The sequence below is a fragment of the Desulfofundulus sp. genome (genome assembly GCF_049701015.1).
GTDB lineage: Bacteria > Bacillota > Desulfotomaculia > Desulfotomaculales > Desulfovirgulaceae > Desulfofundulus.
Genome location: NZ_JBNATZ010000003.1, coordinates 25,020 through 32,224, shown reverse-complemented (window position 1 = coordinate 32,224; position 7,205 = coordinate 25,020). Strand labels below are relative to the sequence as shown.

General features: G+C 53.7%; 6 protein-coding genes. All 6 read left to right on the top strand.

Annotated elements, in window-relative coordinates; translation table 11 throughout:
- On the top strand, positions 1-654 hold a 654-nt coding region (locus ACPLUI_RS00600; RefSeq protein ID WP_424658326.1), incomplete at its 5' end, for a Coenzyme F420 hydrogenase/dehydrogenase, beta subunit C-terminal domain.
- Positions 651-2,576 (top strand): thiamine pyrophosphate-dependent enzyme, encoded by a 1,926-nt coding sequence (locus ACPLUI_RS00595; protein WP_424658325.1) that lies wholly within the window; start codon positions 651-653, stop codon positions 2,574-2,576. The genes ACPLUI_RS00600 and ACPLUI_RS00595, both read left to right, overlap by 4 nt.
- A complete protein-coding gene (locus ACPLUI_RS00590) occupies positions 2,569-3,252 on the top strand; it encodes an indolepyruvate oxidoreductase subunit beta (RefSeq protein ID WP_424658324.1) in 684 nt (227 codons plus the stop codon). Before ACPLUI_RS00595 ends, ACPLUI_RS00590 begins: the two co-directional genes overlap by 8 nt.
- A 56-nt stretch (positions 3,253-3,308) precedes the next feature.
- Positions 3,309-4,691: an FAD-binding oxidoreductase gene (locus ACPLUI_RS00585; protein ID WP_424658323.1), complete on the top strand. Its 1,383-nt coding sequence runs from the start codon at positions 3,309-3,311 to the stop codon at positions 4,689-4,691.
- Positions 4,684-5,886, top strand: a complete 1,203-nt coding sequence (locus tag ACPLUI_RS00580) for a (Fe-S)-binding protein (protein WP_424658322.1) — start codon at positions 4,684-4,686, stop codon at positions 5,884-5,886. The genes ACPLUI_RS00585 and ACPLUI_RS00580 overlap by 8 nt, the downstream gene beginning before the upstream one ends.
- 504 nt (positions 5,887-6,390) lie before the next feature.
- The gene (locus tag ACPLUI_RS00575) at positions 6,391-6,942 is read left to right on the top strand and encodes a hypothetical protein (protein WP_424658321.1); all 552 of its coding nucleotides are present in this window, start codon (positions 6,391-6,393) and stop codon (positions 6,940-6,942) included.
- Positions 6,943-7,205: the final 263 nt, after the last annotated feature.

The following is a 7,205-nucleotide window of genomic DNA, read 5'->3' as shown; positions in this document are numbered from 1 at the left end:
CATTATAGTGCCGCTCCCACGCTTTCCGCAGTACACCGGGCCGTAAAAGAATGTGTAAACGGTCTGGTGGTGGTGGGCAGGCCGTGTCAGGTACTGGCCCTCAGGAAAATGCAGGGGCTCAAAGGTACAACCGGTTACCTTCCGGACGGGGATAAAGTTGAATTTATCATCGGGTTGTTCTGTTTCTGGTCTCTGGAGACTGGAATATACGATTTGCTTAACCGGAAAGCGGGCAGTCACATTTTAAAGGTCGAAATTTCTCAGAACTTTTTAACAATAATTCAGGAATCGGGGTCCACGGATATACCCCTTGACGAAGTGCGGCCGTTTATTCGCCCGGCCTGCCAGCTATGTTTCGACCCTACGTCCGAGTTTGCCGATGTATCGGTGGGTTCCACCGAGTATGACTCCCGCTGGAATACCTTGATTGTTAGAACTGCCAGGGGTAAAGAAATTGTGGACGCGGCACGCGCCGGGGGAATTATTGAAACCAGGGCCTACCCTGAGGAGCGATTACCGTTGCTTTACCGGGCCGTCCGCAACAAAAAGCTGAGGGTGCTCCACGCCCTTGAGCTCGGGCAGGGTGCGGGTTATTTACAGTTGTCCGATCAGTACCGGGCAGGACTCGAGCAGGAAAGGGGGATAAACCTGTGAGTTTTCTCAGTTTACTGGTCAACCAGCCCGGGCGCAGCGTGCTGATGACGGGCAACGAAGCGGTGGCCAGGGGTGCCATCGAGGCCGGTATCGGTTACGCTTCCTCATACCCTGGTTCGCCTACCGCTGAAATCCTGGGGAACCTGGGACGACTGGCCAGAGATTATAATTTTTATGCCGAATGGTCGGTTAACGAGAAAGTGGCCCTGGAAGGGGCGGCTGCGGCATCTTTTGCCGGACTGCGGTCCATGTGCATCATGAAGCCCAACGGTGTGAATGTGGCCCTGGATACCCTGGCCAGCATATCACAGTCAGGCATCAAGGCCGGCTTGGTGCTGGTGGTGGGGGACGACCCCGGCGGGCATTCCAGTACCAACGAGGAGGACTCCCGGTACCTGGGAAAGCTGGCGCATATTCCCATCCTTGAACCCGCCACTCCTCAGGAAGCCAAAGATATGACCCTGGCGGCATTTGAACTGTCGGAAAAAATCAAGCTCCCGGTGCTGTTGCGCTGTGTGACCAGGATTTGCCACGCCAGCGGCAACGTCACCATCGGTGAACTTGCCGGTGGGAACGGGAAGCCGGAAATTGGCCAGAACGAGAGATTTGTTACTGTGGTTTTCCTTCACGCCCTGCAGGAAGCCAAGTTGAACCAGGTGCGGCAGATAGCCGATGCGTGGCCGTTTAACCGCTACCTGGGTCCTGAAAATGCCAGAACCCTGGTGGTCACAACGGGGGTAAGTTTCATGTACGCCAGGGAAGCGGTTAAAGAACTGGGGCTCGAGGGGGAAGTCGGCATCTTTAAACTGGGCATCAGCTGGCCTCTACCGGAAAAAACCCTGCTTGGGCATTTGAAAGCGGCCGATAACGTGCTCTTTTTTGAAGAAGTTGAACCCTTTATCGAGGAAAACGTGATGTACCTGGCAGCCCAGCACATTGCGGACCTGTATCCTCTGCGTTTCTTTGGTCAAAAATCCGGTCATGTGTCCGGACCCTCCGGCCCGGGTATCGGGGAAATGAACCCGGAAACCGTCATCAAGGTCCTGGCCTCTATATGCGGCGTAAACTACAACCCGCCTCCGGTTTGCGATGAATCCGTAAAAAATTTGGTTCCCGGAATACCTCAGCGGGACCTGGCTTTCTGTGCCGGCTGCCCCCACCGGGCCGCATTCTGGGCGGTTAAGTCGGCTTTGGCTCTGGACGGGCGCAACGGTATCGTGCTGGGTGATATCGGCTGCTACACCATGGGACTCGGCCGTACGGGGTTCAACCTGCTGCAAACTGTCCACGCCATGGGTTCGGGTGTGGGTGTGGCCTGCGGCCTGGGCAAGCTGGCGGAATACGGATTTAAGCAGCCCGTGGTGGCTGTGGTGGGGGATTCCACCTTTTACCATGCGGCCATCCCCGCCCTGGTCAATGCCCGCTACAACAAATCAGATTTCCTGCTGATCGTGCTGGATAACGAAACCACGGCCATGACCGGCCACCAGCCGCACCCCGGCTTGGGCAAAAATGCAATGGGTGAGGAAGTGGTGCGCATATCCGTGGAGTCTGTGGTGGAAGGGTTGGGTATCCCCGTATCGGTGCATGATCCGTACGATGTAGAAGGAACAACGGAGGTTGTTTTCAACCTGCTGCAAACTGAGGGTACCAAAGTGCTGGTACTGCGCCGTGCCTGTGCGCTGATAGCGGCCAGAGGGGCAAGAAAGCCCGCAGTTTATGTGGACCAGGATTTGTGCATTGGCGATAGCTGCGGCTGCAACCGTTTTTGTAATAAAACATTTTCCTGTCCGGCCAATATATGGGATGTCAAAAAGAATAAGGCGATGATTGACGAGGTCGTTTGCAACCGGTGCCAGGTGTGCGTGAGTCTGTGTCCCCGCGGGGCGATCAAGGTGGAAGGTGGGGAGAACATTGGCTGAAACGAGTGTTCACAATATTATTGTTACGGGCGTCGGTGGGCAGGGCAACGTTCTGGCCTCCCAGATCATTGCCACAGCTGCGGTAGAGAGCGGTTATTTTGTTTCCGTGGGGGAAACTTTCGGCGCTTCCCAGCGGGGCGGGTCGGTGATGAGCCACATCAGGATTTCCCGGGAGGAGGCCTGCGGGCCGCTTATTCCCAGGTATAAGGCCACCATGATTATCGGCTTTGAGCCCCTGGAAACGCTGCGAACGCTGATCTCTTACGGGAGCAAAGAGACAGGTGTGATCATGAACCTTCGTCCCAATTATCCCCTGAGCGTGCTGGTTGGTGAAGACACTTATCCTGAGATCGAAAAAATCAAGCAGGCAATTGCCGCCAACTCCCGGTACCTGGTGGCACTGGAAGCTACGGAACTGGCCGTGGCTGCAGGCGTGCCGGTGGGCACCAACATGGTGATGACCGGGGTCTTCGCTGGAACCGGTGTGTTGCCTGTTCCTCCGGAAACTTACGAGGCAGTCGTGGCCGGGCTTTTCAGCGGGAAGTTGCTGGAATTAAACCTTGCGGCCTTCAGGGCGGGACTGGGAGCAATCAGGGAATATAAAAGCCGGGCGGGTGGTGCCGTTAAAGCGTTCGTTGCTGAAAAGGCCCCGGGTTGCCTTTGTCCGGAAAGCTGATAGAAGCTACCGGAATCATTGCCAGTTGACAGGAGGTGTTACCTATATCCGGCTTGTTGAAGGATTTAAGGTCACTGTTGGACCACAGCAGAGTCCTGGGAGATATTGAGGACCTGCTGGCCTACGCCAATGATGCTACTCACAGGCAGGTTGTCCCCTCCGCCGTCGTTATACCTGAAAGTGTTGCGGAAGTGGCCGCCGTGTTGCGTTACGCCAATGAACGCCGGGTACCGGTGGTTCCCAGAGGGGCCGGCAGCAGCCTGGCCGGCGGCGCCACGCCATCCCCGGGCAGTATTGTGCTGGACCTGAAACGGATGAACAGGATTATTGAAGTTGATGCCAAAAATCTTACGGCTGTTGTCGAATGTGGGGTGGTCACGCAAAGGTTCCAGGAAACCGTGGAATCAATGGGGCTCTTTTACCCTCCGGACCCCCAGAGCATGTCCATCTGCACCATGGGCGCGAACGTGGCCACCCGTGCGGGAGGGCCCAGGGGAGTTAAGTACGGTACCACTAAAGATTATGTGCTCGGTGTTCAGGCGGTTTTACCGGACGGCACGGTTATCAACTACGGTGGTAAGTCCGTGAAAATGTCTTCTGGTTACGACCTGGCCAGGATATTTACGGGTTCGGAGGGGACCCTGGGTGTGATTACCAGGGTAATGGTGAAACTCCTTGCCCTGCCTCCCTGCCGGCGCACCATGGTTGCCGTATTCCCCGAACTGGACCCGGCTGCAGAGGCTGTAGCAGCTATTATTGCGGAAGGGGGCAGCCCCTCCTGTCTGGAAATGTTGAGTCAGGGTTCAGTCAATTGTATTGAGAATTACATCCCCCTGGGACTCCCCCGGGATGTTGAGGCATTCCTGCTGATCGAGGTCGACGGTCATCCTGCCAAGGTGGAGGAGGACTGTGCATTAATCACCAGGGTTTGCCAGCGGTATGGGGCCCGGGAAGTCAGGATCGCGCGGACCGAAGCTGAAGCGGAAAGGATCTGGCTGGCCAGGCGGGCTCTTTTCCCGGCGGTGGCCCATATGGCTCCCAACGTCTTGATTGAAGATGCTACCGTTCCAAGGACCCGGGTGCCGGAGATGGTCCGTGCTATCAACCTGATTGCAGAGCGCAACCAGGTTACAATCGGGGTTTCAGGACACGTGGGGGACGGCAACCTGCACCCGGGCATTATGGCCGATAAGCGGAACCCGGAGCTCATGGAACGGGTGGAACGGGCCATGGCGGAAATCGCCCGGGAAGCCCTGAGACTTTCAGGTACCCTTTCCGGCGAACACGGCATTGGCACTGTTAAAGCTCCTTTCCTGGAGTGGGAGTTCGGGCCGGAGGGCGTGGCATTGATGCGCCGGATTAAAAAGGCTTTCGACCCCAACGGTATAATGAATCCAGGGAAAATCTGGCCGGGAAATGGCGGTGATGCTGTTGTATAAACTAGAAGACTACATAAAAGAAATCAACCGCTGCCTGCAATGCAACTTTTGTCTGGCAACCTGTCCAGTCTACAAAGAGGATATGGTTGAGTCCAGCGTGGCCAGGGGACGGCTCAACCTGATCAACGCGGCCATGGTGGAAAAGTCGATTCCGTTGAGTGACAGGGTCAGGGAGCTGGTTAACCGCTGCTTGCTATGCACCAGCTGCATGCAGGGTTGCCCCAGCGGCATACCGGTGGACGACATCATCATCGCTGCCAGGCAACAGCTGTTCAATAAATTCGGCTCCGGTCTGGTAGAAAAGTTTGTTTTCCGGCAGGTACTCAACCAGCGGTCTGCAGGTACCCTGGCCACCCGTGCTGTTTCGTTATTAAGAAAATTCAACTTGTTTCCCGGGTCGGTTCCACCGCTCGCCAGCCCTCCTTTTGAGCAGCGGATTTCCGGTACCGTAAGACCTTCCGGTGTGGCCAGAGCCCGGGTGGCTTACTTTATCGGTTGTGGAACGAACTTCCTGTATCCGGATACCGGTGAGGCTGTGGTCAAGGTGCTGGTCGAGAACGGGGTTGAAGTGGTGATTCCGCCGAACCAGAACTGCTGCGGTATACCGGCACTGGCCCACGGGGACCAGCAGGCCGCCCTGGAAGCCATTCGCGGCAATGCTGAAATCTTCGCTTCTCTGGACGTGGACGCGGTGATCACTGATTGCACTTCCTGCGGGTATATGCTCAAGGTTAAAGCAGCTAAAGTTTTACCGCCGGATGACCCCTGCCGTTCGCAGGTGGTAGCGTTGGCCGGCAAGGTATTGGAAGTAACGGATTATCTTACCGGGTTGGGGTTGGAGAAAACTCCCCGGCTACAGTCGTCCAGAGTAACTTACCATGTTCCCTGTCACCGGGCCTGGAGCCAGGGGTTGTCTGATGCTCCACGCAAGCTGTTAGCCCTGATCCCCGGAATCAGGCTGGTGGAAATGCAAAACCCCCTGGGGTGCTGTGGCGCCGGCGGTACTACATTTATCACTCACTCCGGGCTCAGTGAAAGGATCCGGCTGCGGAAACTTGAGGATATACTGGGTACAGGAGCTGAGATCGTGGTGACCCAGTGTCCGGCGTGCCGTTATTACCTGAACGAAGGGTTGAAAGAAAAGGGCGGGATCCGGGTTCTGCACCCGATGTCAGTCCTGGCGGGGAGTTACTGAGCTTAATGTTTACAATTGGCATGTTCAATTATATTAATGGCAAATAGTGCTGCAAGATTCAAACCATTACTTGTGGTAAGTTAAAGAACACCAGAAACAAGTTATTCTGTTAAATACTTGAACGGCTTTGTTAAGAATAATAACAGATTTAATAAAGTACGGGTTAATATTGTTACATCACTGATTTTTGGGGATTCAATAAAAACGGTGCCTGCCGGTTTTTATTTGAAATCTTGTGAACTCTGGCATCATTATTGCGTGCTGCTGAATGCTGAAGGGTGAGAAAGGCGATTAAGTGTAAATGGATTGGTAAGTGCTAATTAGCGAGTCGGACGGGTACCATCCAGCACATAAAATACTTAAATTTCAAAATATTCCCGGAAGAGGGGGTGAAGATTTTGGGCGGCAGGTTTCTTTCACTGGTCCCGGGTTATACTTAGAAACCCCATGTCTTATTCGAATTAATGTAAATTATGGTAAAAAAGCTTGAGGAGGAGTGTAATCTTGAAAAAGCAAGAAGCGCCGGGGCTTCCCTGGAGTGCAAAAATAGTTATGGGCCTTCTGATCGTGGCTATAGTGCTCGTAGCCTTTGTTATTTTCGAAAAATTTAAGATTCCAAGCTGGCCCGCCTATGTAGCCATGATTCTTTTCTTCATTGTACACGAAGACGTGGCCATGGTACCAAATATAATTGTTGGCGGTGCATTCGGAATATTCTGTTACTTCCTGCTGGGTCTTTTTGTCAAAGCAACGGCTATGTCGATGGGTGGCATATTCCTCCCCATACTGATATTCGTAGGCGTTTTTGTTTTTCTGATTGTTCTTTTAACCGATATCCTCCCGTATCTGTTCAACAGTTTTGCTTTTCTTTACTTCACAACATCTACTGTCGCTGCCACAGGTGCACACTCACCGATGATGTGGGTAACGTGGCTTGGCTGTGAAATTATCGGCGGACTCTTACTGATTGCAGGTGTTATCGGATCTCTCAGGGTTGTAGGGAGTATGGTTAAATCCACGGTCAAGTCACAGACGTCAAATCCCCCGATAGAGTAAAGCTCGAGCTACCTGTTCTGGTAATGTATCGACTTGAGTTGCACTAAAATTACCAACCATCCGGGCAATCCATATTATTCCTGAACCGGAAATTGGGGTTGCCCGGTTGTTTCTAAATTTATCTAATTTGAAACGAGGGTGATCAAAATGATGGAATATCCTCTTACCATAAGAAGTATACTTTACCGCGCTAAAACCATCTTCCCCATAGACGTCCCGGAGGAATTCTTTTGCTCTTGGCGCGCGGCCATCATCTCTTTAAC